Raw genomic sequence first — 26,936 nt, forward strand, 5'->3', positions numbered from 1 at the left:
CCGATTAAAGACTTGCGCCGTTTTGGCGCTCTGAAGGAATAGACTGCGTGTCCGAAAAAGTTCAAGCCAAGCCGAACGCCCTCTGGGAGAACATCAAGGTCATCGTCCAGGCATTGGTCTTGGCGATGGTCATCCGCACGGTCCTGTTCCAGCCATTCACCATTCCCTCGGGCTCGATGATGCCGACGCTTCTTGTTGGCGACTATATCTTCGTCAACAAGTTTTCTTACGGCTACTCGAAGTATTCCCTGCCGTTCTCTCCGAACCTGTTCAGCGGTCGTATCTTCGCAAGCGAGCCGAAGCGCGGCGACGTCGTCGTCTTCCGCTTCCCGCCGAACCCCGATGTCGATTACATCAAGCGTCTCGTTGGTCTTCCCGGCGACCATATCCAAGTCACCGATGGCGTGCTTTACGTGAACGGCAAGGCTGTTCCGAAGGTGCCGGACGGCACGTTCAACTCCGATTACGCGCAGGATCCGGGCCAGGACGTTCCGGTTTTCCGCGAAACCCTTGATAACGGTGTGACGTACGACACGCTCGACCAGTCTCCGGTATCGCGCGGCGACAACACCCGCGAGTTCATCGTTCCCGAAGGTCACTACTTCATGATGGGCGACAACCGCGACAACTCGCTCGACAGCCGCTTCGACGTCGGCTTCGTCCCGGCTGAAAACCTGGTTGGTCGTGCCAGCATCATCTTCTTCTCGCTCGGCAACGACACCTCCTTCCGCGAAATCTGGAAGTGGCCTTCCAATATGCGTTGGGACCGACTGTTCAAGGGCGTTGAATGAGCAAGTCGCCGACGCTTTCGGCGGCTGACCGAACAAAGCTCGAGGCGCTGATCGGCCATGTCTTTGCCGAGAAGGAGCGCCTCGATCGTGCGCTGACGCATGCAAGCGCCCGCACCCAGAAGGGCGCGAACTACGAACGGCTTGAATTTCTTGGCGACCGGGTCCTTGGCCTGTGTGTCGCCGAGATGCTTTTCAGGACCTTCGGCACCGCCACTGAAGGCGAACTCTCTGTCCGCCTGAACCAGTTGGTGAGCGCCGATACCTGCGCCGAAGTCGCCGACGAGCTTGGCCTGCATCTCTACATCCGCACCGGTGCCGACGTGAAGAAGCTTACCGGCAAGCGCATGATGAATGTCCGCGCCGACGTCGTCGAAAGCCTGATCGCCGCTATCTATCTCGATGCCGGCCTCGAGGTCGCGCGCCACTTCATCGTGAAGTATTGGGAAAAGCGGGCGGTGCGCGCCGATGGCGCGAGGCGCGACGCCAAGACGGAACTGCAGGAATGGTCGCATGCCAAATTCGGCGTGACGCCAAACTACCGGGTTGAAGAACGCACCGGACCGGATCATGATCCGCGCTTCACGGTGACGGTCGAAGTCGCCGGCGTGAAGCCGGAAACGGGCGTCGAGCGCTCCAAGCGAGCCGCCGAGCAGGTGGCCGCAACCAAGATGCTCGAACGCGAAGGCATTTGGCAGAAATCGTCTGCCGGAAATTGACGGGAACAATGACCGAAGAACACGACATCGCGGATAGCGCCGCTGAACCCGCTGGCCCGACGCATTCCGGCTTCGTCGCCCTGATTGGGCCGACCAATGCCGGCAAGTCGACTTTGCTGAACCGCCTGGTTGGCGCCAAGGTCTCGATCGTCAGCCACAAGGTGCAGACGACGCGCGCGGTCATCCGCGGCATCGCCACCCATGACAACGCCCAGATCGTCTTCATGGACACGCCTGGTATCTTCAAGCCGCGTCGCCGGCTCGATAGGGCCATGGTGACCTCCGCCTGGGGCGGCGCCAAGGATGCCGATATCATCATGCTCCTGATCGACAGCGAGCGTGGCCTGCGCGGCGACGCCGAGAAGATCCTTGAGAGCCTGAAGGACGTGCCCCAGCGCAAGATCCTCGCTCTCAACAAGATCGACCGCGTCAAGCGCGAGGATCTGCTGGCTCTGGCCTCCGCCGCCAACGAATACGTCGCTTTCGACCAGACCTTCATGATCTCGGCCGAAAACGGTTCGGGCTGTGACGACGTCATGGACTATCTCGCCAAGACGCTTCCCGAGGGGCCGTGGTATTATCCGGAAGACCAGATCTCCGATCTGCCGATGCGTCAGCTGGCCGCCGAAATCACCCGCGAGAAGTTGTTCCTGCGCCTGCATCAGGAGCTACCCTACGCCTCGCATGTCGAGACGGAAAAGTGGGAAGAGCGCAAGGATGGATCCGTTCGCATCGAGCAGGTGATCTACGTCGAGCGCGATAGCCAGAAGAAGATCGCTCTCGGCAAGAACGGCGAAGCGATCAAGGCAATCTCCACCGCATCGCGCAAGGAGTTGTCGGAAATCCTCGAGCAGACCGTGCACCTCTTCCTCTTCGTGAAGGTGCGCGAGAACTGGGGCGACGATCCCGAACGCTTCCGCGAAATGGGCCTGGAATTCCCGCGCCAGTAAGCGGCGCGACGACCCCGCAAGTCCCTCGTTTCCTTGGAAAAATTCAAGGGCCGATGGAACAAAGTTGCAAGTGATGAGTTCTTTAAGAGCGGCGTCCCGATTTCGGGGCGCCGCTTTTTCTGGATTATGGGACACGCATGGCGACATCACGGCCGACGCATTCGTTCAAGACACCCTGCGAACAGTGTCCCTTGCGGCCGCTGCCGCATTTCCGCGAGTTCACCGCCGACGAGCTGGGCTTCATTTCCAAGTTCAAGAAGGGTGAACTGGCGGCCGATGCAGGCGCCACGATCCTGGTCGAAGGCGCCCATAGCGCCCACCTGTTCACGGTGCTGTCCGGCTGGGGCTTTCGCTACAAGACGCTCGAAGACGGCCGGCGCCAGATCCTGAACTACATCATGCCCGGCGATCTGATCGGCCTTCAGGGCACCATCATGGGTGAGATGCAGCATTCGATCGAGGCGCTGTCGCCGGTCTCGCTCTGCGTCTTCGAGCGCGACAAGCTGATGACGCTCTACAACAAGCATCCGTCGCTGGCCTTCGACATCACCTGGATGGCGGCGCAGGAAGAGCGGATGCTCGACGAGCACCTGTTGAGCATCGGCCGGCGAACGGCGCTGGAGCGCGCCGCCTACCTAATCGCCTTCCTTTACCAGCGCGGCAAGCAGCTCAATCTCTTCAACGGCCACAGCGCCATCCCGATCACCCAGCAGCACATCGCCGACACGCTCGGCCTCTCGATCGTGCACACCAACAAGACCTTGAAAAAGCTCGCTTCGCGCAATCTGATCCGCTGGCAGGAGCGCGCCTGCGAGGTGCTGGATGGCGAAACGCTCGCCAAAATTGCTGCCTGGGATGGGCTCGACGAAAGGGTGCGCCCCTTCCTCTAAGCGGTTCTATCTATGTCTTTTTTAAATGCAAATTCCAGGGCCGGACCCTAATGTCCAGCACGAGCCATTCTTGTGTCGAGATTCGCTAATATCGACCGGGACTGAAAAAGCGGCTATGCAAGCATAGGCGGCGTGAAATTCTCGGCTGAGGCCGTGGGTTGTCAGGGGTAGAAATGCGATTTTGGGATACATGGTGCGTCGATGGCGGCGCCCGGAAGAGGGCTTTCTGATCATGGTCGCAAGACGTGTTCTGGTTCTCGAGGATAGCTTGATCATCGCGATGGAGGCGGAAGACATTCTGCGTGCCGTCGGTGTCGAGACCATCGATATTTGCAATAGCGTCGAGCAGGCCAATGAGGCGATCCAGGCCGACAGCTATGATTTCGCCCTGCTTGACGTCAATCTCGGCGAGGTCATGAGCTTCGATTTCGCCCGCCGGCTGGTCGCCGCCGAAATCCCCTTCGGCTTCGTCAGCGGCTATTCCGATACCCTGGATTTTCCAGAAGACCTGCAAAACAGGCCGCTCCTCGTCAAGCCGTTCGACGAAGATGCGATGCGGGACTTCCTGCGCCGGCTTTTCCCCTCCGAGTCCTGATAGGCTTTCATGACAGGGCTTGCGCCATGCGTTAGGATAGCGCGTGGTCGGAAGGTCGATTTTTAATGCAGTGGCAAGGTCGTGCAATCATTCTTGGCGTTCGGCGCCATGGCGAGACAAGCGTGATCACCGAGGTGATGACGCCGGATCGCGGCCGTCACCTGGGCATGGTGCGATCCGGACGTTCGCGCGCCATGCAGCCGGTGCTGCAGCCTGGGAACGAGGTCGAGGTCACCTGGCGCGCGCGTCTCGATGAGCATATGGGTGAGTTCAAGATCGAACCCCTCACGCTGCGCGCCGCGCGGCTGATGGAAACGGCGACCGCGGTTTACGGCGTCCAGGCCATGGGCGCCTTGCTCAGGCTTCTGCCGGAGCGCGATCCGCATCCGCATCTCTTCGAGGCGCTGGAAGTCATCCTCGACAATCTCGATAACCCAGCCGATGCGGGCGAATTGTTCGTTCGCTTCGAACTCGCGGTGCTCAACGATCTCGGTTTTGGGCTGGATCTCAACGAATGCGCCGCAACCGGCACCCGCTCCGATCTTGCCTATGTCTCGCCGAAGTCGGGTCGCGCTGTCAGCCGCGCAGCCGGCGCGCCCTGGGCCGACAGGATGTTCGCCTTGCCGTCGTTTCTATCCGTGGAAAAGCGACAGGCCGCCGATTTCGAAAGTCTGTCCGAAGCATTTCGCCTGACGGCCTTCTTCCTGCACCGACACGTCTACGAGCCGCGCGGCCTTGAACCGTCGACAGCCCGTGAAGGCTTCGTGCAGGCCGCGCTCAAGGCGCTGAAGCCCGCCGCTGCTTAGCCTAAATTCAGGCGCGCTTGCGCACCTTGAACGCCCATCCATCCGGCCGCTCGTCGAGCACGTTCACCGTATCGCCGATCGCAATCGCGCCCGCCGCGCGTGGCGTGACGTTCCAACCGAACAGCGGGCCGGGAACACGCCGGTCTGCCGACATGCGGATGCGTCCCATGGCCGGCATCGGGTTCGCGACCTCGCGAGAGCCCGTGTGCTGGTCCTGCGTTGTCATGATACAGCGCGCGCACGGCTTCACCAGATCGAAGCGGATGCCACCGATTTCGATGGCCGCCCAGCGATCCTCCGGCCAGGCTTCGTCCGTATCGATGACGATGTTCGGCCGGAACCGCTCCATCCCGACGCTGCCTTCACCGTGAGCCTCGATATCGGCATTGAGCGCCTTCAGCGACCCTGTCGTGGTCACCAGGATCTGGTAGCCGTCCGCGAAAGTCACCGGCGTGTCGTCGCCTGCCCACTCGGGGCTCGCGATGCGATTGGCGTCCTCGTCGAAGAACACGAACTTGAGATCCCGGCCGAACCAGCGCGAGAGCACTTGGTTGGATTGGTCGTCGGCGATTGCGGCGTTGACGACAGACTTCCAGATCGAGACATCGATGCGCTGGCTGCCATCGGGCAGGGGAACGAACAGCTCTTCACCGTTCATGCCGAGCTGGAAGCCCGTGGCTTCCTGACGAACATCGAGCCGCGCCAGATCCGTCATTTCGCGCTGGGTAATGAAGCTCCCATCCGGATTGATCAGCATCGCGCGCCGGTCGCCGGGCAGGCCGAAGGCATTGATCTCGGTGCTTTGAAGCGCGATGCCACGCGCGCTCTTGAGCGGATAGATGAAGAGATCGCTGACGCGCATGTAAGTCCTCCTAGATTTCGTCCATGAAGGCGTCGAGAAAATCCCGCAGCCTCTTGTCGCGTTCCGCCGCGAGCGCCCGACCAGCGGCCGTCTTGAACCCATCGGCCAGCTTGAACAGTTTCGTCTGGAAATGGTCGATGACATAACGCCGGTCGTCAAGCGGTCGATCGTTTCCAGCCGGGTCGAGCGGGTCGTAAAGCGACGACGCCATGCGTCCGCCGATATAGAAGCAGCGGCCCGCGCCGACCATGCCGATCGCATCCAGCCGGTCTGCATCCTGCAGTATCCTAGCTTCCAGCGTCTCTGGCTCGATATTGGCCGAGAAGCTGTGCGTCAGGATCGCATGAGCGACGGCGGCAATGTCGTCCTTCGACCATCCAAGGTCTGCCAGCACTCCAGAGGCTTTCTCGGCAGCAAGCGCGGACGCCTGGGCTCTGAGCGGCGAGCTCTTCTCCACGGCCACGCAATCATGCAGCAAAACGGCAGCGGCAAGAATGCGCCCATCTCCGCCTCCGCTTGCCTGGATGCGCATGGCGTTCTTGAAGACGCGCAGGATATGCGCGAGATCATGCGAACCATCGTCGCCTTCGTGCGAATGCGGGATAAGCGCTTCGGCGAGCGTTTCGTGGGGACGGAAGGCCTGAGCCTCTTTCATGTGCGCACCAGGAGTAGACGGAGACCGCCTCTCTTAGAGCGGGCGGTGACGAGTCGCAATGCGGTGTCACACCGCCTGGGCTTTGCCATCTGCGTGGGCGCCTGCGAGCATCTTGGGCACGTCGAAGGCGGGGCGGGGAGAGCTGATGTGATAACCCTGAATCTCGTCGCACGCTTCTTGAGCGAGCAGATCCTGCTGCTGCGCCGTTTCCACGCCCTCGACGGTGACGCGCATGCCAAGCGCATCGCCGAGCAGAATGATGGCGCGCATGATCGCGAAGGCTTCCTTGTTGTCCACGATGTCGTTGACGAAGGACTTGTCGATCTTGATCTTGTCGAAGGGGAAGCTGCTCAGATAGCTCAGCGACGAATAGCCGGTGCCGAAATCGTCCATGGAGATACGGATGCCGCGCTGGCGAAGCGCGTGCAGGATCGGCAGCGCTTCTTCGCGGTTCTCCATCAGGACGCTCTCGGTGATCTCGATTTCCAACCGCCCCGGTGAGAGCTCGGATACCGCAAGCGCTGCGGAGACATCGTCTTCCAGGTCGCTGGAGATAAATTGAATGGCCGAAACGTTGACGGCGACCTTGATATCGGTAGGCCAGGTAACGGCGTCCATGCAGGCGCGCTTGAGCACCCATCGCCCGATATCGACGATAAGCCCGACCTCTTCGGCCAAGGGAATGAACTCCAACGGTGCGATCCGGCCGCGTGTTGGGTGGTTCCAGCGAAGCAGGGCCTCGAAACCGCAGATGCGCCGTTCGGCCATATCATAGAGCGGTTGGTAGTGAAGCTCGAATTCCTCGTTGTGGATGGCCCTGCGCAGATCCGCTTCAAGCGCTCGCCTCGATTCGAGCTGCGCCTCCATCTCCGAGGTGAAGAAGCGCTCGCCGCGTCTGCCGCCGCTCTTGGCATGTGACAGTGCCACTCCGGCATGTTTCAGCAGCAGTTCGGTCTCCGTGCCGTCCTTGGGGCATATGGCGATCCCCATGGACACGCTGAGTTCGACGGCTTTGTCGCCACGGAAGAAGGGCGCCGAGAGCTCGCGCCTGATTTGGTCGGCGAGCGCCATGACATTCCACGGCTGCTCACGCCCATGTTGCAGGATGGCAAATTCGTCGGATCCCAAGCGTGCGAGAATATTGCTCTTGCCTGCAAGGGCGCGCAAACGATCGGCGACCTGCCGCAGAATCTTGTCGCCCGCCGAAACGCCGAGCGTGTTGTTGACGGACTTGAAGCGATCGAGATTGAGGTGGATGAGCGCGATCTGATCATCGGCCTTGCGCGCCGCAAGTGCCGTGTCCAGCTGTTCACGGAACCGGATGCGGTTGGGCAATCCGGTGAGGGGGTCGTGATGCGCCAGGAACGCGATGCGGTCGGCTGCCTTTCGGTCTTCGGTGATATCGGCGTGAATGGAGATGTTGCTGCCATCGGGAAGCACGGTGACGACGCTTTGAATGATACGGCCGTCATTCATCTCCCATTCGCGGCGGCGGATACGCCCCGCATCGGGCCGGCTTTCGGGGCTGGCGGCTCTGACGTCCTGCTTCTCCAGTCCGTCGATCTTCGCTATCAGTGAATTGATCGATGTCCCGGCTTGTGTGTCCTCTCCCGTCAGCCCGAACAATTGCTGGAAGCGGATGTTCGAAACGACAAGTCTCTGGCTTGAATCGAAAATGCACAGGCCAAGCGGCAGGTGGTTGAGGACGATTTCAAGAAGGCGGCTCTGTTCGGCAAGGTTCCGGTTCGCCTTGCGGTAGGTATCCAGAACGAGCTTGATCAGGCGCTGCCCGTCGGCCGTGCCGTCTTCATTCAGAGATGCCGCGCATTGGCGCTTGAAGAGCGCTTCAGCTTCCATGGACGCCGCTCTCCGTCGCACACGAAAGCGCGAACAGGCTAAAACGAACTGACTGCCTTGATGTTGAGATCCCGTGTGGCACACGCGACATGCGAAGACATTCCTGAAGCATTTAGGGCAATATAAAATTGCAATCGAAGGTTGATTTTGTGCGGTAAATCCAGCGGGCATAATCCTTTGGTCGCATTAATATTTGGTTCCCTCGAAAAAAGATATATCAATAGCGCTATATTTATTAGCTCGCGTGCACCCTCCCGCCCGGCGTCTTCCGGTGGATCGAAGCCGAGCGTCGGCAGCGATCAAAAGGTCAGATTTTGTCAATCATGGTTAATGCGGCATTAACAACTTATTGACCGGCCTCGCAAATCAGTTTAACCACCGGCTTAGTTCTGATTTTTCCCTATTCGTATTGCGTACAAACAATCATCGGTAATGCGGTGAACGGAGGTTTGTATGAACCGTATTTCGTCTGCAGTTGATACGTCCTATGCGTATCTCGGCACTCTTTCGAGATTGGATTCCAACAGTGACGGCGTGTTGAGCCGGAGTGAGCGTGCGGCTGATGAGAAGCCGGGAATCCTGTCCGTTGCGAGCCAGTCCCAGAATACCCAGGAAGCGCCTAAGCTGTCGAATGGCGTGCTTGCATTCATGATGAGCGCACGTCAGTCCGGCGCGTTGAGCTCCGGTTATGAAAGCCAGGCAAGTTCGGCCAATGTTCTCTATCAGAACACCTATGGCCAGTACGATCTCGACATCGCGTCCTGATCGCTCATTCCTGCATTGATTAAAGATGAAGCCGGCCGGTTGGTCGGCTTTTTCTTTGTCTGCTGTTACCCGGAGCACCAGCCGCTTGGAACACCCACACGCGGGATGCGTTTGTCACAGAGGGCCAAGAGGAGGGAAAACGATGAAACGACTTCTATTCATGACATTCGCGACCGTCGCGGCCTTGGCGACCGTTGCCGTCGCGCAGGACAAGCAGACCGCGCAGGCGAACTTCGTCGGCGCCGACGGCAAGGACGATGGCCGCGCCACATTGACGGCCGCCGCTGCCGGTGGCGTCTTGATCGAGCTTGAAGTGTCCGGTCTGCCGGCCAACAAGTGGGTCGCATTCCACGTCCACGAAACCGGCAAATGCGATGCCGCCAGCCATCACGAATCGGCCGGCAAGCACTTCAACCCCACCAAGGCCGAGCATGGTCTGCTCGCCGCCAAGGGCCCGCATGCCGGCGACATGCCGAACCAGTATGTCGGGCAGGACGGTGTGCTGAGAGCGCAGGTCTTCGATGGGATGGTCACGCTCGACGGCAAGGACAACGGCATTCGCGGCCGCGCCCTGATGATCCACGAAAATTCCGATGACTACCGCAGCCAGCCGGCTGGCGATGCCGGCGCTAGGCTTGCCTGCGCCGTCATCAAGTAGCATTCACCCTGCGATGGCAGAGTTAGAGGTGGCCGCCAACCTGGCGGTCGCCTCTTAAAGAATCGGTAGGCCCTTCTCGTCGAAGCTGGCCTTCACGCGGCCGAGAATCTCGCGGCGCGCATCGTCCCATTCGCCGGTCTTCGCCCAGTAGCGCAGCGTCAGCGTGATCTTGTCCGACGTCACCGCATCGATATAGGTCTTCGGCTGCGGCGATTTCTCCACGCGCGAATCGGCCTTTGCGATATCCGTCAGTGTCTTCATCGCCAGATCGACATCGTCGCCAGCGCGCACATTGATGGTGAGATCGTTTTTGCGCGTCTTCTCGCGGCTGTAATTGGTGATCGGTGTGTTCCAGAGCGTCGAATTCGGCGCCAGCAGGTAAAGTCCATCGGCGGTGCGGAACTCGGTCGCGAACAGCCCGATCTCACGCACGGTGCCGGCGACGCTGCCGGTGGCGATATATTCGCCCACCCGGAATGGCCGCAGGATCAGCAACATGATGCCCGCAGCGATGTTCTGCAGCGTGCCCTGCAACGCCAGGCCGATGGCCAAGCCTGCAGCACCAAGAGCCGCGATGATCGAGGCCGTCTGCACGCCGAACTGGCCGAGCACGGTGATGAACACCAGAATCAGCAGCGCGTAGTGCAGGACATTGGTGAAGAAACGCGCCAGCGTCTCGTCGATCCCACGAACCCGCGAGATGCCCTCGAACGCCCAGCGGCTGACGAAGCTCGCCATCAACCAACCCAGCACAAGCAGGATGAGCGCGCCGAGGATGGAGAATGAATATTGGACCGCAAGCGCGCTCGCCTGGCTCAGAGCCGTTCGGGTTGCCACGATTACGTCGGTTGCCTGTTGTTCCATGATCTCGCCAAATATCTGAAATGATTATCGGTTGACCTGCGTAGATGGGACAGAAGGCAGGCGCGTCAACCGTTTAAGTCAGTCACGCTTCGTCAAGCGCAAGCACGAAGGGCGCGTTTCCATCGGCATCGGCGCCACGGCCGATCGCCTTGATCGCCCTTATGAGTCGCCCATCGCGGCCAAGCAGTTGATCGCCGATCTCGATAATCCGCATGTTCGGCGTGGCATAGGGCGAGGCCGCGCGCAGACGCTGCGCCAGCGCCTCTTCGCTCTGGTCCGGCCTCAGCGACAAGGCCGCGATCACGGCCGCGGCCGGCGAGCGCGATACGCCCATCCAGCAATGAACGATAAGCGGCGCCGTCTGATCCCACTCCGCGGAAAAGTCGATGATCTCCCGCACATGCGTTTCATCGGGCGCCACGAGATTGCCCGTGCCCTTGAAGGCAATGTCGTTCATGTGGAGCAGCAGATGCCGGTGCGCCTGGACGACCGCCGGGCGATGGAAGCTCTGCTCCTTCGCCATCAGGCTGATCATTTCGCGGGCGCGGTGCCGCACGGCCATCTCGGCGATCCGGGCAAGCGGAGCCACGACGATCGAGGTCATGATTTCCCTCGCAGCCCGTCGATCACGGCGAAGCGCTCGCAGAAAAGCCGCTGCGACTCGATTGCCGGCAGCGGCGTCAACAAGAGCATCTCCTTGGTGATCCCGCGCGGCTGGCCGAAAAGCTTCTGCGCCTCGCTGGCACTGAACCCGGCCAGTTGCGAAGCCTCGAAATAGGCTGCGATCGTATCGGCCTTCTTGATGTTGTCCTTGAGTTCGCGGGACGCATGTGGAGGCAGTCCAAACCGCAGGTGGATCGCCGCCTCCAGCCGCTTCTCGACGGTCTTGTAGCCGCCACCGACCACGGATTTGAAGGGCGAGATCATGTCGCCGATGACATATTCCGGCGCGTCGTGAAGCAGCGCCATCAGGCACTGGTCCGGCGTCGCCTCGTTCAGCCGCCGGAAGATGTCCTCGACAACAAGACTGTGCTGCGCGACCGAAAAGGCGTGGTCGCCCGATGTCTGCCCGTTCCAGCGGGCAACACGCGCCAGGCCGTGGGCGATATCGCTCACCTCGACATCGAGAGGCGAGGGGTCGAGTAGGTCGAGCCTGCGCCCGGAAAGCATGCGCTGCCAGGCGCGGGGAGCCTTCGTCGTCAAGCGCTGGCCTCATCGGACGCAGCCGGAAAAACGAGCGCGGACCATGCGGGCAGAGCGACAGTCACGGCAACGTCGCCGGCAAGCAGCGGCGTGCCCGCCGACATCGCCTCACCGGCACGATCGATTCGGACGATGGCGAGCCCGCTATGGCCCGAGACCGAGCCGAGCGTGCCAACGGGCTTGCCATTGGCGGTGATTTCCGTGCCGGAGGCGGGAAGCGGGTCTACGCTGCTCACGGTCACGACGCGCCGGCGCGCCGTTCCCCGGTGCTGCATGCGCGAAACCACTTCCTGGCCGACATAGCAGCCCTTCTTGAACGAGAGCCCGCCATTCAGGTCCATCAGCACGTCATGCGGAAAGGCGTCCTGAAGCGCGTAATCGGAGCCGGAAACGGCAACGCCGTGCGCGGCGCGCAGCGCGTCGTAAAGCGCGACAGCGTCGCTGCCGTGCTCGCCCGGGCGGCGGAAAACGTCGATGCCCGCCTTGGCGAATCGGCTGTCCTTGAAGCCATCGGTCGACACGTCATCCCACGAGACGGTCACGCCATTGCCCTCGGCGGCAAGTGCTACGGCAGCACGAAGTTTATACATCGTCAGCCGCTTCGTCAGCGCCTCGCGTTGGCTTTCGTCGGTCTCGATGATGAAGTCGTCGCCATCGCGCCAGATCATGAAATCGAACAGGATCTTGCCCTGCGGTGTCAGCAAAGCGCCGGGGCGTGCCTCGGCTGCATCCAGCGACACGATATCGGTGGTGATCAGGTTCTGCAGAAAGGACTGGGCCTCGGCGCCGCTCACCCGGATGAGCGCGCGATCTTTCAGAAATACGGATGGCATGGGCGCACCTGTCGCGTTGTTATCGCTCAGAAGTATGTCGGCGGAGCGGGGATCGCAAGCATCAGTCGCCGGCGGTGAAGAACTTCCATTTGCCGTCGGCGGTGATGCCGAGGCGATAGAAATTGTAGCCGCCGAATTCCTGCATGTCGGCAAGATCGCCGGCGGTGACGATGCGCAAGAGCTCGACGCGCTCGGGTGGCGTCAGCTTCTTCAGGTCTTTTTCCGCGAAATAGGGCCAGACATACATCTCGTCAGGGGTGCCTTGTCCAACATGGACGAAGCCCGTCGAGATAATGTCGAGAATGATCGCCAGGATCTCGTCGCCATCGGGATCGCCGGAGAGATCCTTCAACGCGCCGATCGGATCGTCTGTTGCCTCGCCGACGCTAACCTGCGTCTGCGTCGCGCCGGTGCCGAACAGCGGCCGCAGCCGCTCCAGATCGCCGGAGGCGGCGGCTTCGACGATCTGCTCACGCATGTGGCGAACCGGTTCCGGCACCTTGCTGATGTCGTAGAGAACCTCGACCGGCTTGGAGCTGTCCTGCGCGCCAGGCGTCGTGTCGGGGCTCTGGCCCGCCGGCTTGCTGATGACGGGGCCGGGCGCGGGCACGCCTGACGATGCGTCCGGCGCGCTTGGCGGCTTGTCGGTGGATGTGCCATCGGAAGCGGTGGGGGTCTTTTGCAGCTCTGACAGCGCAAACGCCGATGGGGCGCTCATCAGGCTGCTGGCACCGAGGCTGATTGCAAGCAAAAGCGGCGCGATCGCGGGCCGCGAAGCATTGTTCATATCGGTGCGCATGGAACTCTCTGTGTTATTGCAGGGTGCGGGTCGGAGAAAACTCACCGGCCAGCATGCGTTCTCGCAACGATTCCAGCAAGGCTTCCGCGTTCTTTTCGCCGTGCAGGCGAATGGTTTCGCGAAGCGCGTGAATGATCGCCGTGTCAGCGATGATCTCGGGTTCGATACCGTCGGCCATGCCGTCGGCCCAGGCTTCGTTATGGTACTCCAGCGCCGCCTGCATCTTTTCGTGGACGATCATGTCGTCGATGTCGTTGAGGCTCGGTTCCATTAGCTTTTCCTCGAACTGCATGCCTTACTGTCTGGTTAACAACACTATCAGCCTTTTCCCAAAACGACACGTCCCCCTGTAAAAAGAGGTTAATTTATCGTTAATTTCCAAAGCGTGACGTAATTTCCGTGGCGAGTGTTGCGCCTTCGTTACGGTAGCGTTCTTCTGCCATGATCGCCGCCGGTGTGCAATCGGTATAAACGGAGGCAAAGGCGCGGTATCCGCGATTGAATGCCGCCGTCAGTTTCTCTTTCCGAGCGGGCTCATCTTTCGCTTCAGAATCAAGCAGTTGCTGCATGCGCACCCGCCATTCCTCGCCGTTCTGAGCCTTGCAGAGCGTTCTCAGATAATGCACCGACCCGAGCACCTCGGCCAACCGCCCAAGCTTGTCGTCATAGGGAACGGCGACATCCTTGGGCGCGACCGGTTCATCGGGCGCAACCGTTGTCGGCCCCTGCGCCGAGACAAATGTCGGTATCGCCGTGGAGACGCCAAGAACAACACACAACAAAACGCGGCGAAGGGGAATCATGTGCGTATTGGACACTCTGAAGGTGGCGGGGACAAGGTGCGGGGTTGCCTTTCCCCTTGCTTATTCCCCTTCCTCATTTCTGGGCGGCTGCCAGTCGTTCGGCGCACTCAAGCACACTTTGCGGCGTCGGCAGCCGGCGAATCTCATCCACCGTGAACCAGCCGACTGCCGCCGCATCGTCGGCCGCCGCGGCAACCGAATGGGCATCGGCCTCGACGCGGAAAACCGAGAGAAAGAAGTGGCTGGTCAGCCGCCCGTCCGCGCCATGCTGTTTCAGATCATAGGTGGCGAAGATCTCAGGGTTGCGGGCACGAATACCCGTCTCCTCCTCGAACTCGCGCAACGCGGTCTGATCAGGCGTTTCCCCAGGCTCCGCTCTGCCGCCGGGAAAGGCGTACATGTCCGCCGATGGCGGGTTGCGCCGGAGCACCAGCAGGAACCGTCCGTCGCGTTCGAGAATCGCGGAAGATGCAGCTGTCGGATTGGAAGTCATCAGAAATGCCGTTTGTTGCTTGCCGGTGATCGCCGTCGCGTGCCTATCTCACTCAGGAAAACAATCTGATCCAAGCGATTCGAAGGCACGTGCCGTGACTTATATCATCTACGCCGCCGCGGCCCTCTTCGAGATTGCCGGTTGCTTCGCTTTCTGGGCGTGGCTGCGCATGGCAAAGCCGATCTGGTGGCTGGCGCCCGGCATGGTGTCGCTGGCGCTGTTCGCCTGGCTCCTGACGCTGGTGCCGAGCGAAGCGGCGGGCCGCACCTTCGCGGCCTATGGCGGCATCTATATCGTTGCCTCACTGATCTGGCTCTGGCTAGTCGAACACCGCGTTCCTGACCGGTGGGATATCAGCGGCGCTATTGTCTGCCTCGCGGGCACCGCGATCATCCTCTTCGCGCCAAGAGGCTGAACCGACGTGACCATACCCTGGCCGGTCCCTTGACCCTGAAAGGGCAGGGTGCAAATAGATTGGCATGTGTGGACGCTACGCCCTGACCATATCCCCCGAGGAGCTGAAGGAAGTTCTGGCTATCCTCGACCTCGAGGATTTTCCCGCGCGCTTAAATATCGCGCCGACTCAGCCGATTCTGGTGGTCGTCTCGGGCGAGGGACAGGAGAGGGGAAGCAACCTGCCGGACCGCCGCGCGCTTCTCGTTCGCTGGGGCTTCACGCCGGGTTGGGTGAAAGACCCCAAGGCGTTTCCGCTTCTCATCAATGCGCGGTCGGAAACGGCAATCGGCAAGGCATCGTTCCGCGCTGCCATGCGCCATCGCCGCGTGCTTATTCCCGCCTCCGGCTTCTACGAATGGCATCGTCCTTCCAAACAGAGCGGCGAGAAATCGCAGGCCTATTGGATCAAGCCGCGCCATGGTGGCGTGGTCGCTTTTGCAGGGCTGATGGAAACATGGTCCTCGGCCGATGGTTCCGAAGTGGATACCGGTGCGATCCTCACCACATCAGCCAACGCCGCGATCGCCCCGATCCACGACCGCATGCCCGTGGTGATCAAGCCCGAGGACTTCGCCCGTTGGCTGGATTGCAAGACGCAGGAGCCGCGCGAGGTGGCTGATCTCATGCGGCCGGTCGAGGAGGATTTCTTCGAGGCGATCCCGGTCTCCGACAAGGTCAACAAGGTGGCCAATATGGGCGAGGACCTGCAGACCCCAGTGCCGCTGGAAAAGCCGCTGCCGCCCGCTGACAAGAAAAAGCCGGATGACGGCCAGCTCAGCTTCTTCTGATTCTGTAATCCCACCGCAGTCACATCCGGAAAATCACATGTTCTCCATTTCGGCCGCGCTCTCCGGTCTCTTCCTCGGCGCTTCCCTCATCATCGCCATCGGTGCCCAGAATGCCTTCATCCTGCGGCAGGGGCTGCTGCGCTCACATGTCTTCATCCTGTGCCTGATCTGCGCCCTGTCGGACGCGCTGCTGATTGCAGCAGGCGTCGCCGGTCTCGGCACGCTTGTCTCGCAATCGCCGACCCTCATCACCGTCGTCAGCCTCGGCGGCATGCTGTTTCTCGGCACTTACTCGTTCATGGCATTCCGGCGCGCGCTTCATCCTGGCGCCATCGAGGCGGGAACGCCGGAGCCGTTGGGGCTGAAGGCGGCGGTGGCCACGTGCCTGGCTTTCACTTTCCTCAACCCGCACGTCTATCTCGACACGGTCGTGCTGCTCGGCAGCTTGTCGGCCGCCTATCACGGCGCGGATCGCCTGGCTTATGGCCTCGGGGCCGCGGCTGCGTCATTCATCTGGTTTTTTGGTCTGGGCTACGGTGCGCGTCTGCTGCAACCGGTCTTTGCCAAACCCGCCGCATGGCGGGTTCTCGACGTGCTCATCGGCATCATCATGGCGCTTCTGGCCATCAGCCTCGGCGCCCGTGTCCTGATGTCGTGATCAGGCGATCTTCTTGGCGAGCGTCGGCTTCTTCAGCATCAGCGCCGCAGCCAGAACGGCCTTCAAGCCGAGCGGGCGGTAGTGCGCGCTGAGATCGGTCTTTGCAGGCTGTTCCACATTCGTCTTCTTCGGGGTCACGTTACTCTCCTTAACTTCTGTCCCTAGACTCTTATATTTATTGCTCTTTTGCCGGAAATAGCGACAAAATGGAGGCAAGACACATCATGATTTGTGTCGCCGAACCATAATTCGCGAGGCTTGAGCGGAACGGGATAGATTAGGATTGTCTGGAGAAACTCAGATGTGACGGCCGATATCATCTTCGCCGACACCCGGCTCTTCGATCGTCAGCGTCCCGTACTTGCGCTTCCATTTGCGGGCGCCGAACGGCAGCGTGCAGAGGTAGACCACGGCGGTGAGCGACATCACTTCCCAGGTGAAGCTCGACAGCATGGCGACATAAAGCACCACGCCAAGCATCATCGGCAGCACCAGATCACGCCGAAGCTTGGTGCCTTCCGATTTGCCCGACCAGACCGGCAGGCGGCTGATCAGCAGGAAGGCGATGAGCACCGTGTAGGCGGCCGAGATATAGCCGAAGGTCTTGTCGGTGGTCATCCCGAGGAAGCCGAGATAGACGGGCAGAAGCACCAGCATGGCGCCGGCAGGGGCAGGCACGCCGACGAAATATTCCGACTGCCAGCTCGCCTTGTTCTCGCGCTCCGACATGACGTTGAAGCGCGCCAGGCGCAGGCCGGCGGCGATCGCATAGATGAGAGCCGCGATCCAGCCTAGCGAACGCGCCTGATCCAGCGCGAAGACGTAGACGACCAGCGCCGGCGCCACACCGAAATTGACGATATCGGCCAGCGAATCCATTTGCGCGCCGAACTTCGACGTCGCCTTCATCAGCCGCGCAACGCGCCCATCGATACCATCGAGGAAGGCGGCGACGAGCACCATGCCGACAGCGAGCTCGTAGCGGTTTTCGAAAGCAAGCCGAATGCCGGTCAGACCGGCGCAGATCGCCAGGATAGTGATCAGGTTGGGAACGACCAGCCGCAACGGAATCTCGCGAAGCCGTGGCCCACGTCCCGAATCATCGGGCGGGCCATTGGGTTCGAAAGGCGGGAAGGGCGTTTCCATGATCGCGCTCCTAGTGGTTCTCAGGCGCGGCGGCTGACGACAGGGCCCTTGGCGGAGCCGAATTCGGCCAGCACCGTTTCACCCGCGATCGCCGTCTGGCCGAGCGTGACGCGCGGCTGCGCGCCCTCGGGAAGGAAGACGTCGAGGCGCGAGCCGAAGCGGATCAGGCCGAAGCGCTCGCCGGCATCCAGCGGCTCGTTGGCATTGGCCCAGCAGAGAATGCGGCGCGCCACGAGGCCGGCGATCTGCACAACGCCGATCTGGCCATGGGCGGTCTCGATGACGAGGCCGTTGCGCTCATTGTCTTCGCTGGCCTTGTCGAGCTCGGCGTTGACGAAGCTTCCGGAGCGGTAATTGACGCTGACGATGCGACCGCGCATCGGGGCGCGGTTCACATGGCAGTTGAAGACGTTCATGAAGACGGAGATGCGCAGCATCGGTGCCGAGCCGAGGTTCAACTCCGCCGGCGGCACGACCAACTGCACGGACGATACCTTGCCGTCTGCGGGCGAAATCACCAGATCGTCGTCCTGCGGCGTCATGCGCTCCGGATCACGGAAGAAATAGGCGCACCACAGCGTCAGGATCAGGCCGATCCAGAACAGCGGCTTGAAGATCCAGCCGAGAATGAGGGAGGCCACGAAGAAGGCCGCGATGAAGGGATAACCTTCCTTGTGCACCGGAACGATCGTGTTGCGTACCGTATTGAACAAGCTCATGTATGCCGCTCTCCTAGCGTTTTCGTCTCCGCTGGTTACAGGGAAACACTCCTGGGGGCAATGCCGATGCCCTCTCATGCACATCTAAGCTTGCTGATGGACGGCAAGCGTTTGTGGGCTCAGGTGGCCGGCGCCAGCCGGTTGACGACGCCGAGATCGTCGTTCTCGCGCACCTGCTTCAGATGTTCCTCGGCCTGCGTTGCCTCGCGCTGGCGGCTCCACATCGAGGCGTAGAGACCGTTCTTCAGCAAGAGCTCCGCATGAGTGCCGCGCTCGGCAATCTCGCCGGCCTTCAAGACGATGATCTCGTCCGCGCCGATCACGGTCGAAAGGCGGTGGGCGATGACCAGAGTTGTCCGGTTCTTCGAGACCACGTCGAGCGCCGTCTGGATCTCGCGTTCCGTCGTCGTGTCCAGCGCCGATGTCGCCTCGTCGAGGATGAGGATCGGCGGGGCCTTCAGGATCGTGCGCGCAATCGCCACGCGCTGCTTCTCGCCGCCCGAAAGCTTCAATCCGCGCTCGCCGACCATGGTGTTGAACCCTTCCGGCAGAAGGTCGATGAAGTGGGCGATCTGCGCGATCTCGGCCGCGGTCTTGACCTCAGCTTCGGTTGCCGACGGCCTGCCGTAGCGGATGTTGTAGGCAACCGTGTCGTTGAAGAGCACGGTATCCTGCGGCACCATGCCGATCGCGGTGCGCAGGCTCTTCTGCGTGACCCCACGCACATCCTGGCCATCGACGGTGATCGAGCCGCTCTGGATATCGTAGAAGCGATAGAGCAGCCGAGACATGGTCGATTTGCCGGCCCCTGACGGCCCGACGATCGCCACCGTCTTTCCGGCCGGCACGTCGAAGGAGATGCCCTTCAGGATCGGGCGGGCCGGGTCATAGGCGAAATGTACGTCCTTGAACGAGATCGCGCCCTGCTCGATGTTCAGCGGCTTGGCATCGGGTGCATCCTTCACCTCGGCCTGTACTTCGAGCAGGTCGAACATCTGTTCGATATCGGTCAAGCCCTGGCGGATTTCGCGGTAGACGAAGCCGATGAAGTTGAGCGGCACCGAAAGCTGCAGCAGCATGGCGTTGACGAAGACAAAGTCGCCGACGGTCTGCTCGCCGCGCTGTACGGCCAGCGCCGAGAGGATGAGCATGACGGTCGTGCCGAGGCCGAAGATCACGCCCTGGCCGAAGTTGAGCCAACCGAGCGACGTCCAGACGCTGGTCGCAGCCTTCTCGTAACGCTCCATCGAGGTATCGAAGCGCTTGGCTTCCATGTCCTCGTTGCCGAAATATTTGACCGTCTCGAAGTTCAGAAGCGAATCGATCGCCTTGGTATTGGCGTCCGTATCGCTGTCGTTCATCGTCTTGCGAATGGAGATGCGCCAGTCGCTGGCCCGGATGGTGAACCAGATATAGGCCCAGACGGTGAAGGCCGTGACCGCCAGATACGAGAAGCCGTAGCCCCACCAGAAGATGATGGCGGTGAGCAGGAACTCGATCAGCGTCGGCACGGAGTTCAGGATCGTGAAGCGCACGATCGTCTCGATGCCCTTCGTGCCGCGCTCGATGATCCGCGACAGGCCGCCCGTCTTGCGCTCCAGATGAAAGCGCAGCGACAGTTCATGCATGTGCACGAAGGTCTTGTAGGCAAGCTGGCGCACCGCGTACTGGCCGACGCTGGCAAACAGCGCGTCGCGTAGCTGGTTCAGCGCCAGCTGGATCAGCCGGGTGAGGTTATAGGCGATGACGAGCGCGATGGCGCCGACGAGGAGATCCGGCACCTTGCCTGCGAGATCAGACTTGCCGTTCAGCGCATCCGTCGACCATTTGAAGAAATAGGGGACGAGCAGCAGCACGAACTTCGATATGAGCAGGTAGACCGATGCCCAGACGACCCGCATCTTCAGATCGCCGCGCCCCGTCGGCCACATGTAGGGCCAGAGGTTGAAGAGGGTCCGCAACAGATTGGAGTCTGAAACTGTCTTGCCGTTTGCCATGCATGTCTCCGGCCCGCGTCAGGCCCTGGAAGTGTCGTGTTGTCGGCAAAGAGGGGAAGGGCGAGCGTAGGGGGCCGCCGCCTGACATGATCGCCGTCAACGCCAAATAGGGTTGCGGGCGGAGCAATACAACACAAGAAGATCAAAGGAAAAGAGAGGCCGGCAATCTATCGATGCCGGCCCCAGTAATCTTGTCTGTCCTAGAGATGCTCGCCCGACATGCGCTTGCGGTGCATCTCTTCAGCGTTGGGCAAGGCATCCTTCGGAAGGCCGAAGACCTGGCCCGGCAGAATGCGATCCGGGTTGACGATCTTGTCCTCGTTGGCGACGTAGATCGTCGTGTAGCGGACGCCCGCGCCGTAGATGCGGCGCGAGATCTGCCACAGCGTATCGCCACGGCGGATGATCACGGTTTCCTTGCTTTCCTGCAGCGGCGCCTGCTCGATGGTCGCTGGACCGGCGTCGCCGCTGGCAACCTCGTTTGCAGGGGCGGCCGGTGCCGCGGGTGCAGCCGGCGGTGCCGTCAAATCGGCCACCATCTGGCCGAGCTTGGCGAGTGCGGCGCCGACCGAGCTTGCGTCGCGCGGCAGCGATTGCAGCAGCTTAAGTGCGTCGCTTGCCTTCATCGAAGCGGTGGTGACACGCTCCTTGAAGTCGGCGGTCGCATCGGCTGCCGCACGGAAATCGACGATCGACTTCAGCGCGAACTCGTTGGCCGAGCGGGCGGCCGCGAGCTGCTCGTTGCCGGGCACCTTGCCGTCGCTGAACAGGCCGCTCAGCAGCGCGAATGCCTTGGCCGCATCGTTCTTCAGCTTGCCGAGCGCGCCTTCGTCGAGCGAGATCATTGGCGTCGCCGCGTTGCCCGTGGGCGTCCCGGACTGCGCCGCCACCGTGACCTGGTTGCCCTCGGGGCGGTTGAAGTTGACCGAAGCGCGAACCAGCACCTTGCCGGCCGCATCGACGACGTCGACGCGGATCTTGTGGTCGCCGACGGCAAGCGGCATCACGCCGTCGATGACGAAGTGGCCATCCGCGCCGGCCTTGGCTTTGCCGATCAGCTTGTCGTCGGCATAGCCGAACACGTTGGCCTGAGGCTTCGCTGTGCCGGCGACGAAGATCTTGTCGCCTTCGATTTCGACGGCATTGACCCGGACATCAGCCGGTGCGGCTGCTGTTGCCGGCGCCGTTGCCGTCTCCGATGTCGCGGGAGCCTGCGCCTGCGGCGCTGCCGATGCCTGGTCGGTCGGGGCGGCGTTGTTGGCTGCTGCCGGAGGCGTCACGCCAGGCGCGGTGATGATGCGGCTGGCAGCGCCCGGCTTGGAGACCATGGCGAGCAGCTGCGATGCATTGCCGTCCTTGGGGATCGAGATCGTGGCGATCTCTTCCGAAGTCGTCACCTTGCCGTCCTTGGCCGTCGCGCGGAGTTGCAGCTGGTGGTCGCCGGCGGCAAGCGGATTGTCGAGAACAGCGACGAAATCGCCATTGTCACCAACATCGGTACCCATCAGCACCTTGTCGCCATCGAGAATCTCAAGCTTGCTGTTCGGCTCCGCGGAGCCGGCGATGACGGTGGAGCCGTCTGGCTCGACACGCAGCACGTCGAATGTCGGCAGCTTCGGGCCTTCGGCAACCGGTGCGGCGTTGTCCTGCGTCTGAGGTGCCGCGGGCTCCGGCGCGCCCGTCAGGGCCGCTTCGGCACGTGCAATCGCGGCGGCTGCGTCGGCGATGTTTTCCGGCAGCGACTGGATGATGGAGAGCGCCTTGGCGGCGCCGGCCTTGGCCTTGTCGATCGCATCAGTGGTGATCGGGTTGGTGCCCTCGGGCGTCGCGAAATCGGCGAGTGCCTGAAGCGCTCCGATCGTCTTCGTCTTGGCGCTTGCGAAAACGTCGTCGGTCGGGCCCTTGCCGTCGGCAAACAGCGCCTTAAGTTCGCCAAGTGCCTGTCCGGCTGCCGTCGTCAGGCCGCCGAGCTTCTGCGCGGTCGCGGCATCGTCGGGTGCCGACGGACGCGACGTCTTGGCGGATTCGGTTACGGTTTTCTTGACCTCGGAGCTTGCCTGATTGATTGCGTCACCAACCTTGCCGGCATCGCCACCGATACGGGGCATGACGACAAAGACCATCAACAGAATTGCGATTACAAGCACTGCAAGGGCCAGCAAGCCGGCACGGTTTTTCATCATCAGGTCTCCCCAAGCGGCAATCTTGCCAGACTTCCTGAAATTGCTAGCGATTCCCGTTGCTTTGCACAAGCAGTCAAAGTAGCCGGGCAAATGTAAGATGTATGTTTTCCGTCATTTTTCTTGACTGGACCCAGAGAGAATAGTTGTTTGCTCCCATGACAGATCAATCTCATTCCATTCGCTCCATCTGTGTCTACTGTGGTTCGCGCCCCGGCAGCGACCCAAGCCACATGGCCGCCGGCCGTGCGCTGGGCAAGGAGATCGCTGATTACGGCCTGCGCCTGATCTATGGCGGCGGCACCAAGGGGATCATGGGGGCGGTTGCGAGCGGTACGCTCTCGAACGGCGGTCAGGTGACCGGCATCATTCCCGAATTCCTGATCGACATGGAGGCGACCCGCCACTCCCTCGGCCAGCTCAACGAGCTGATTGTAACGCCTGACATGCATGCGCGCAAACACACGATGTTTGAACGTTCGGATGCCTTCGTGGCGCTTCCCGGCGGTATCGGCACGCTGGAGGAAATCATCGAGATCATGACCTGGGCGCAGCTCGGCCGTCACGAAAAGCCGATGATCTTCGCCAACATCAACGGCTTCTGGGATCCGATGATGGAGCTCCTGCGCCACATGACCGACGAGGGCTTCATTCACACCGCCCACCGGGTGCAGCCGCTGGTGATCGACACGATCGAGGAGATTATCCCCGCGATCATGGCGCAGGCAGCGGAATTTGCCAGCGACCGCGACGGCGAGGAAGCCGTTATCTCTAAATTGTAATAAGCGGGGGCTTATCGCCCCCGACTGCCTCTCAGCATCGACCACGTATAGAGGAAAAGCCCCGCCCAGATCAGCGGGAAGGCGATCATGCGCGCGGTGCCAAGCGGCTCCTTGAAGATGAAGACGGCGATCAGGAAGATCATCGTCGGCGCGATATACTGCATGATACCTATCGTCGACAGCTTCAGAAGCTTGGCGCCGTTGGCATAGATCATCAAAGGCACGGCCGTGATCAAGCCGCAGCCGAGAAGGAGCGCCGTATCACTCCAGCCGGTACGATAGAAATGCCCGTCTCCGGTGCCGAGCTCCAGATAGAGAACATAAAAGAAGGCCGGGACGCTGAGGATCAGCACCTCGAGAAAGAACCCCTGGTTCGGTCCGAGCGGCAGCGTCTTGCGAAATAGCGCGTAGAGGCCCCAGGTAATCGTCAGCGTCAGCGAAACCCACGGAATGCCGCCGCTGTCGACGGCGAGCACCACGACGGCGAGACCCGCCAGCACGATCGCGCCGATCTGCGCCGGCCGCAGCTTTTCTTTCAGCACGACCGCGCCGAGGAAGATGCTGAAGAGCGGATTGATGAAATAGCCGAGTGCGGCATCCAGCGAATGCCCGGCGCCGATCGCCCAGACATAGGTCCCCCAGTTGACGGTGATCAGTGACGCCGTGAGTGCGGCCATCGCCAGCATGCGCGGAGAGCGCAGCGCGATGCGGATGTCCTGCGTGCGGCCGAGCACGATGAGCACGATGCCGGCCAGCGGCAGCGACCAGAGGATGCGATGCGCGATCACTTCGGCCGGCGAAATATGCGCGACCGCCTTCATGTAGATCGGCAGGAAGCCCCAGAGCAGATAGGCCGTAAGCGCGAAGGCGAAGCCACGCGGACTGTCCTCGTTTTTCACGAGGGGAATGCTTGCATCGGCAGACATTGGGTGTTTCCATTGGTTCTTATGATTGGCACCCGATTAGCGCAACGGCCGTGAATAGGCCAATTCATTTCATTGAAGCGATATTCGCTATTGCTGAATTATCAGGATCAGACCGTGGATGAAGCCGAGCTGAAAATCTGCCGCCGTGCTTACGCCGTGCAAATGCTGGCTAAAGCCGGTGTCGAACAGGACGAGGCCCTGTTAAGCGCGTTCTCCACCGTGCCGCGCGAGGATTTCCTCGGCCCGCCGCCGTGGAAGATGCGCGACTGGAAGCGCTACGTCGAGGTGCCCTCAAGCGATCCCGTCGTTCTCTACCAGGACCTGCTCTTCGCGCTCCAAGCCGATCGCCAGGTCAACAATGGCAGCCCCAGCCTGCATGCGGGCGCCTTGCACTGGTTGAAGCTGCGCAAGGGCGAGACGGTCTACCACATCGGCGCCGGCAGCGGCTATTACACCGCGATCATCGCCGAAATCGTCGGCGAGACCGGCCGTGTCGTGGCCGTCGAGTTCGATGCGGAACTGGCGCAACAGGCCAGACGCAATCTGGAGCGCTACGCAAATGTCGAGGTCATCAACGGAGACGGTCTCGATTGGCCCCGCGAGCCGGCGGATGCCATCTACGTGAACTTCGCTCTCCACCACCCGGCTGAACCCTGGATCGACAAGCTTGCGAACGGTGGGCGGCTGCTGTTTCCGCTCGGCACGCCCGCCATGGGCGCCGAAGGCCGGTTGCTCGGCGTGACCTCGCAGGCCGCCTTCTTCCTGATCGGCAGGGAGGGAGATGAATTGAGCGCCCGCTTCCTGCAGCCGGTCAATTTCGTATGGGGCGAGGGGATCTCGGGCGACCTCTCCACCTACGCCGCGCTTGATCGCGCCTTCCACGCCGGCGGGCTCAACCGCATTCACGCGCTGCGCTGGAATGCGGTCAAGACGGAGCAGGAGTGGTACTCGCAGGAGCGCTGGGGCCTTGTCACGGCCGCGCTCCATTGAGCGTTCCTATTCGGCGGCGATCTTGCCCGCCAGCTGCCGGTTCTTCATCAGCTTGTAGATGACCGAATCCATCAGTGCCTGGAACGAGGCGTCGATGATGTTCTCCGACACGCCGACCGTCCACCAGCGCACGCCGTCGCTGTCGGTGGATTCGATCAGAACCCGGGTGATCGCTTCCGTGCCGCCATTGAGGATACGCACCTTGAAGTCGGCCAGAACCAGGTCGTCGATTTCGTGCTGGTATTTGCCGAAATCCTTGCGCAGCGCCAGGTCGAGCGCGTTGACCGGTCCATCGCCTTCAGCCACCGACATCACCGTGTGGCCGTCGATGCCGAGCTTCACTACCGCTTCCGAGACGATCTTCACCTGCCCGTGCGAATCGAAGCGCCGCTCGACCATCACCCGGAAGCCCTCGACCGAGAAGAATTCTGGGATGGTGCCGAGCGTGCGGCGGGCCAAGAGCTCGAAGCTGGCATCCGCACCTTCATAGGCATAGCCCGATGCCTCGCGCTCCTTGACTAGCGAGATCAACCGGTCGAGCTTCGGATCGTCCTTGCCGACCTCGATGCCGCGCCGCTTCAGCGCGTTGATGAAGTTCGCCTTGCCGCCCTGGTCCGACACCATGACCTTGCGGAAGTTGCCGACGCTCTCGGGCGTCACATGCTCGTAGGTGCGCGGGTCCTTCAGAAGCGCCGAGGCATGGATGCCGGCCTTGGTCGCGAAAGCGGAGGCGCCGACATAGGGCATCTGGTGATCGGGCGAGCGGTTCAGAAGCTCGTCGAAGGCATGCGACAGCCGCGTCAGGTTGAGAAGACGTTCCGGGTCGATGGCGGTCGTGAAGCGCGAGGAGTAAGTCTCCTTCAGCGCCAGCGTCGGGATCAGCGTCACCAGATTGGCATTGCCGCAGCGCTCGCCGATGCCGTTGAGCGTCCCCTGGATTTGCCGCACGCCGGCCTCGACCGCGGCAAGCGAATTGGCGACCGCCTGGCCGGTATCATTGTGCGCATGAATGCCAAGACAGTGCCCGGGAACGCCTGATGCGATTACCGCCTCGACGATTTCGCGGACCTCGGGCGGCTGCGTGCCGCCATTGGTGTCGCAGAGCACGACCCATCGCGCGCCGGCATCGTGGGCCGCCCTGGCGCAGGCCAGCGCATACTCAGGATTGGCCTTGTAGCCATCGAAGAAATGCTCGCAATCGACCATCGCCTCCTTAGCCGCCGCGACCACGGCCTTGACGCTCTCGGAGATGCTCTCGAGGTTCTCCTCGTTAGAACAGCCGAGCGCGACCTTGACGTGATAGTCCCAGCTCTTGGCAACCAGACAGACCGCATCGCTCTTCGCCTGCAACAGGCTGGTGAGCCCCGGATCGTTGGAAGCCGAAACGCCGGCGCGCTTGGTCATCCCGAAGGCGACGAAGGAGGCGTTGCGGGTGCGCTTCTCGTTGAAGAAAGCCGTATCCGTGGGGTTCGCACCCGGATAACCGCCTTCGACGTAATCCAGCCCGAACTCGTCGAGCATGGTGGCGATGGCGATCTTGTCCTCGACGGAAAAATCGATGCCCGGCGTCTGCTGTCCGTCGCGCAGCGTGGTGTCGAAGAGATAGATGCGGTCTTTCATTGCCAAGCCTCCCAGGCCTCGAATGCTTTCATGTGGGGCCACCCCCCTCTGTCCTGCCGGACATCTCCCCCACAAGGGGGGAGATCGATTTGTGGCAAGCGGGTGAGCCCAGCCAATCTCCCCACCTGTGGGGG

31 protein-coding genes are annotated in these 26,936 nt (G+C 61.6%); 13 read left to right on the forward strand and 18 right to left on the reverse strand.

Features of this window, described 5'->3' with window-relative positions; translation table 11 throughout:
- Positions 1-47: 47 nt before the first annotated feature.
- The 6 genes from lepB (at position 48) to recO (ending at position 4,748) form a co-directional block, all read left to right on the forward strand.
- Positions 48-791 (forward strand): signal peptidase I, encoded by a 744-nt coding sequence (lepB, locus tag AC1DOG_RS09750; RefSeq protein ID WP_112941367.1) that lies wholly within the window; start codon positions 48-50, stop codon positions 789-791.
- The gene (gene rnc, locus AC1DOG_RS09755; RefSeq protein WP_112941366.1) at positions 788-1,507 is read left to right on the forward strand and encodes a ribonuclease III; all 720 of its coding nucleotides are present in this window, start codon (positions 788-790) and stop codon (positions 1,505-1,507) included. Before lepB ends, rnc begins: the two co-directional genes overlap by 4 nt.
- Positions 1,508-1,515: 8 nt before the next feature.
- Entirely contained in the window at positions 1,516-2,457 is a 942-nt protein-coding gene (gene era / locus AC1DOG_RS09760) for a GTPase Era (RefSeq protein WP_018898809.1), read from the forward strand.
- A 137-nt stretch (positions 2,458-2,594) separates the two neighbouring features.
- Positions 2,595-3,347 (forward strand): Crp/Fnr family transcriptional regulator, encoded by a 753-nt coding sequence (locus AC1DOG_RS09765; protein WP_477927639.1) that lies wholly within the window; start codon positions 2,595-2,597, stop codon positions 3,345-3,347.
- A 145-nt stretch (positions 3,348-3,492) separates the two neighbouring features.
- Positions 3,493-3,942, forward strand: a complete 450-nt coding sequence (locus AC1DOG_RS09770; RefSeq protein ID WP_477928141.1) for a response regulator — start codon at positions 3,493-3,495, stop codon at positions 3,940-3,942.
- A gap of 65 nt (positions 3,943-4,007) precedes the next feature.
- Positions 4,008-4,748, forward strand: coding sequence for a DNA repair protein RecO (recO, locus tag AC1DOG_RS09775; protein ID WP_477927641.1), 741 nt, complete (start codon positions 4,008-4,010; stop codon positions 4,746-4,748).
- Positions 4,749-4,755: 7 nt separating this feature from the next.
- Here the strand turns inward: recO and AC1DOG_RS09780 are convergent, their stop codons facing one another.
- The 3 genes from AC1DOG_RS09780 to AC1DOG_RS09790 form a co-directional block, all read right to left on the reverse strand.
- A complete protein-coding gene (locus tag AC1DOG_RS09780; RefSeq protein WP_477927643.1) occupies positions 4,756-5,610 on the reverse strand; it encodes an MOSC domain-containing protein in 855 nt (284 codons plus the stop codon).
- A gap of 10 nt (positions 5,611-5,620) precedes the next feature.
- On the reverse strand, positions 5,621-6,265 hold the full coding sequence (locus tag AC1DOG_RS09785) for an HD domain-containing protein (RefSeq protein WP_477927645.1): 645 nt from the start codon (positions 6,263-6,265) through the stop codon (positions 5,621-5,623).
- Between the two features lie 66 nt (positions 6,266-6,331).
- The gene (locus tag AC1DOG_RS09790) at positions 6,332-8,122 is read right to left on the reverse strand and encodes a putative bifunctional diguanylate cyclase/phosphodiesterase (RefSeq protein ID WP_477927647.1); all 1,791 of its coding nucleotides are present in this window, start codon (positions 8,120-8,122) and stop codon (positions 6,332-6,334) included.
- 453 nt (positions 8,123-8,575) lie between these two features.
- On the opposite strand from AC1DOG_RS09790, the gene AC1DOG_RS09795 reads away from it, so the two are divergent.
- A complete protein-coding gene (locus tag AC1DOG_RS09795) occupies positions 8,576-8,887 on the forward strand; it encodes a hypothetical protein (RefSeq protein WP_113008433.1) in 312 nt (103 codons plus the stop codon).
- A gap of 142 nt (positions 8,888-9,029) precedes the next feature.
- Positions 9,030-9,545, forward strand: coding sequence for a superoxide dismutase family protein (locus tag AC1DOG_RS09800; RefSeq protein WP_477927650.1), 516 nt, complete (start codon positions 9,030-9,032; stop codon positions 9,543-9,545).
- Between the two features lie 54 nt (positions 9,546-9,599).
- Here the strand turns inward: AC1DOG_RS09800 and AC1DOG_RS09805 are convergent, their stop codons facing one another.
- The 8 genes from AC1DOG_RS09805 to AC1DOG_RS09840 all read right to left on the reverse strand — a co-directional run bounded on the left by AC1DOG_RS09805 (position 9,600) and on the right by AC1DOG_RS09840 (position 14,540).
- Entirely contained in the window at positions 9,600-10,409 is an 810-nt protein-coding gene (locus AC1DOG_RS09805; protein ID WP_047513450.1) for a mechanosensitive ion channel family protein, read from the reverse strand.
- 82 nt (positions 10,410-10,491) lie between these two features.
- Positions 10,492-11,013 (reverse strand): tyrosine phosphatase family protein, encoded by a 522-nt coding sequence (locus tag AC1DOG_RS09810; protein ID WP_477927652.1) that lies wholly within the window; start codon positions 11,011-11,013, stop codon positions 10,492-10,494.
- Positions 11,010-11,579 (reverse strand): YfbR-like 5'-deoxynucleotidase, encoded by a 570-nt coding sequence (locus AC1DOG_RS09815; protein WP_477928143.1) that lies wholly within the window; start codon positions 11,577-11,579, stop codon positions 11,010-11,012. Before AC1DOG_RS09815 ends, AC1DOG_RS09810 begins: the two co-directional genes overlap by 4 nt.
- A gap of 29 nt (positions 11,580-11,608) precedes the next feature.
- Entirely contained in the window at positions 11,609-12,445 is an 837-nt protein-coding gene (gene ygfZ, locus AC1DOG_RS09820) for a CAF17-like 4Fe-4S cluster assembly/insertion protein YgfZ (RefSeq protein ID WP_477927654.1), read from the reverse strand.
- 61 nt (positions 12,446-12,506) lie between these two features.
- A complete protein-coding gene (locus AC1DOG_RS09825) occupies positions 12,507-13,244 on the reverse strand; it encodes a hypothetical protein (RefSeq protein WP_018898796.1) in 738 nt (245 codons plus the stop codon).
- A gap of 13 nt (positions 13,245-13,257) precedes the next feature.
- The gene (locus AC1DOG_RS09830) at positions 13,258-13,515 is read right to left on the reverse strand and encodes a hypothetical protein (RefSeq protein WP_018898795.1); all 258 of its coding nucleotides are present in this window, start codon (positions 13,513-13,515) and stop codon (positions 13,258-13,260) included.
- A 100-nt stretch (positions 13,516-13,615) separates the two neighbouring features.
- The gene (locus AC1DOG_RS09835; RefSeq protein WP_477928145.1) at positions 13,616-14,047 is read right to left on the reverse strand and encodes a TIGR02301 family protein; all 432 of its coding nucleotides are present in this window, start codon (positions 14,045-14,047) and stop codon (positions 13,616-13,618) included.
- 73 nt (positions 14,048-14,120) lie between these two features.
- Positions 14,121-14,540 (reverse strand): NUDIX hydrolase, encoded by a 420-nt coding sequence (locus AC1DOG_RS09840; protein ID WP_477927657.1) that lies wholly within the window; start codon positions 14,538-14,540, stop codon positions 14,121-14,123.
- Between the two features lie 94 nt (positions 14,541-14,634).
- Here AC1DOG_RS09840 and AC1DOG_RS09845 point away from each other — a divergent pair, with 94 nt between their 5' ends.
- The 3 genes from AC1DOG_RS09845 (at position 14,635) to AC1DOG_RS09855 (ending at position 16,442) form a co-directional block, all read left to right on the forward strand.
- The gene (locus AC1DOG_RS09845) at positions 14,635-14,955 is read left to right on the forward strand and encodes a YnfA family protein (protein WP_018898792.1); all 321 of its coding nucleotides are present in this window, start codon (positions 14,635-14,637) and stop codon (positions 14,953-14,955) included.
- Between the two features lie 64 nt (positions 14,956-15,019).
- The gene (locus tag AC1DOG_RS09850; protein ID WP_477927659.1) at positions 15,020-15,784 is read left to right on the forward strand and encodes an SOS response-associated peptidase; all 765 of its coding nucleotides are present in this window, start codon (positions 15,020-15,022) and stop codon (positions 15,782-15,784) included.
- Between the two features lie 37 nt (positions 15,785-15,821).
- Positions 15,822-16,442 carry a LysE/ArgO family amino acid transporter gene (locus AC1DOG_RS09855; protein ID WP_477927661.1) on the forward strand — a complete coding sequence of 207 codons (621 nt, stop codon included), beginning with the start codon at positions 15,822-15,824 and terminating at the stop codon, positions 16,440-16,442.
- Here the strand turns inward: AC1DOG_RS09855 and AC1DOG_RS09860 are convergent, their stop codons facing one another.
- The 5 genes from AC1DOG_RS09860 to AC1DOG_RS09880 form a co-directional block, all read right to left on the reverse strand.
- Positions 16,443-16,580 carry a hypothetical protein gene (locus AC1DOG_RS09860; RefSeq protein ID WP_183794685.1) on the reverse strand — a complete coding sequence of 46 codons (138 nt, stop codon included), beginning with the start codon at positions 16,578-16,580 and terminating at the stop codon, positions 16,443-16,445. It abuts the gene before it with no gap.
- A gap of 159 nt (positions 16,581-16,739) precedes the next feature.
- On the reverse strand, positions 16,740-17,588 hold the full coding sequence (pssA, locus tag AC1DOG_RS09865; protein WP_477927663.1) for a CDP-diacylglycerol--serine O-phosphatidyltransferase: 849 nt from the start codon (positions 17,586-17,588) through the stop codon (positions 16,740-16,742).
- Between the two features lie 20 nt (positions 17,589-17,608).
- Positions 17,609-18,391 carry a phosphatidylserine decarboxylase gene (locus AC1DOG_RS09870; protein WP_477927665.1) on the reverse strand — a complete coding sequence of 261 codons (783 nt, stop codon included), beginning with the start codon at positions 18,389-18,391 and terminating at the stop codon, positions 17,609-17,611.
- A 35-nt stretch (positions 18,392-18,426) separates the two neighbouring features.
- Complete coding sequence (locus AC1DOG_RS09875) at positions 18,427-20,304, reverse strand: ABCB family ABC transporter ATP-binding protein/permease (protein ID WP_477927667.1); 1,878 nt, start codon at positions 20,302-20,304, stop codon at positions 18,427-18,429.
- A 200-nt stretch (positions 20,305-20,504) separates the two neighbouring features.
- Positions 20,505-22,487, reverse strand: a complete 1,983-nt coding sequence (locus AC1DOG_RS09880; RefSeq protein WP_477927669.1) for an Ig-like domain-containing protein — start codon at positions 22,485-22,487, stop codon at positions 20,505-20,507.
- A gap of 155 nt (positions 22,488-22,642) precedes the next feature.
- On the opposite strand from AC1DOG_RS09880, the gene AC1DOG_RS09885 reads away from it, so the two are divergent.
- Positions 22,643-23,266 carry an LOG family protein gene (locus AC1DOG_RS09885; RefSeq protein WP_112941348.1) on the forward strand — a complete coding sequence of 208 codons (624 nt, stop codon included), beginning with the start codon at positions 22,643-22,645 and terminating at the stop codon, positions 23,264-23,266.
- Positions 23,267-23,277: 11 nt separating this feature from the next.
- On the opposite strand, the gene rarD is transcribed toward AC1DOG_RS09885, so the two are convergent.
- On the reverse strand, positions 23,278-24,192 hold the full coding sequence (gene rarD, locus AC1DOG_RS09890) for an EamA family transporter RarD (protein WP_113199080.1): 915 nt from the start codon (positions 24,190-24,192) through the stop codon (positions 23,278-23,280).
- 114 nt (positions 24,193-24,306) lie between these two features.
- Here rarD and AC1DOG_RS09895 point away from each other — a divergent pair, with 114 nt between their 5' ends.
- On the forward strand, positions 24,307-25,182 hold the full coding sequence (locus AC1DOG_RS09895) for a protein-L-isoaspartate O-methyltransferase family protein (RefSeq protein ID WP_477927671.1): 876 nt from the start codon (positions 24,307-24,309) through the stop codon (positions 25,180-25,182).
- Positions 25,183-25,188: 6 nt separating this feature from the next.
- On the opposite strand, the gene cimA is transcribed toward AC1DOG_RS09895, so the two are convergent.
- A complete protein-coding gene (gene cimA, locus AC1DOG_RS09900; protein WP_477927673.1) occupies positions 25,189-26,802 on the reverse strand; it encodes a citramalate synthase in 1,614 nt (537 codons plus the stop codon).
- Positions 26,803-26,936: the final 134 nt, after the last annotated feature.

The organism is Rhizobium sp. 01N48 (genome assembly GCF_056399145.1).